The sequence below is a fragment of the Limnohabitans sp. genome, assembly GCF_040400975.1.
Classification (GTDB): Bacteria; Pseudomonadota; Gammaproteobacteria; order Burkholderiales; family Burkholderiaceae_C; genus Limnohabitans_A.
Window position 1 is genome coordinate 1 of sequence record NZ_JBBAPF010000153.1, and the last position, 1043, is coordinate 1043.

Annotated in this window: 1 protein-coding gene; it reads left to right on the plus strand. The window is 59.4% G+C overall.

Going from position 1 to position 1043, the window contains the following annotated elements; genetic code table 11:
• Nucleotides 1–507: 507 nt before the first annotated feature.
• Nucleotides 508–1043: hypothetical protein (locus ABWQ00_RS16300; protein WP_353239710.1), on the plus strand; the 536-nt coding region annotated here is incomplete at its 3' end.

Consider the following 1043-nt stretch of genomic DNA (forward strand, 5'->3'; position numbering starts at 1 on the left):
CTGGCGCTCGTCAACTTTGGAGCTCCGCGGCATGAGGGAGAGGAGGTCTACACGCAGAACATCTACAAGGTTCCCGCCTGGGTCGTCCTTTGCTGCGAGCTGCATGACAGCGCACACGAGCGCATCCTCAGCGAGCGGGACGAATGGCGGCCAGCGGAGAGTTCATTGCATATCCAAGCTCCTCCGCAAGGGTTCGTAGCAGAAGGCCTCGTGCGCCGTTGGGACACATGCGGCGTGCACGGAGGACTCGCTGTGATGGCACGCAGCCAGTACGTCGAGTCCTTGACCCCGGGGACGCTCTGGATGAAGACAACTGCGAAGGGTTCGTCTAGAATCTTGCCATGCAAGGTGCGGTTCCGCGAGCCCAAGTCAACCGGACTGGAGACCTACGTTGCCGTCTGCCACCTACACAACACACATGCAAAGATCAGTTGCGGAAGCCGCACTGCCTTCTGGGAGCATCTGACAGCCCTCTGCGTTGGCGGAGTGCGATTCATCGGAGGTGACATGAACATGGGCCTCTGGGGAGTCATTCCCGAGCTCGGACGCCGCGGCGTCGAGCTTCACCTGTGCGCCGTTCACGCCGAGTGGTCTGATGCAGAGCGCAAGTGGTGTTGGGACAGCATGGGCATCTGGGCAGTTGGCCCATTGCCCAACCCGGGCACGGCGATGAGCATTGCTGATCACGCACTCACCGCTCTCCACCACCCGCGCATGATAGACAGCACACCAAAGCAGTTGCACAAAGGATACCCGAAGGAATCCTATGATTATTCTGCACCTGATCCAGAAAGATTTGTGAGGTTGGACATGGACACGGAGTTCGAGCTCGTGGACTCGCAGTGCATCAACCATCCCAAAGGAGTTGCACTCGCTGGAGACATTCCAGTCCGCCCCTGGAAACCCGTGCGTGCACATCAGGACAGATTCAGCGCCGTCTACAACATGCCCGTGCACGAGAAAGAGCCCATCGCGGAGCAAGTCTGGAGATGCCCAGGGCCGGGCCCATTTACAATTACTGACATGATGGAGCCCTTGCCGCC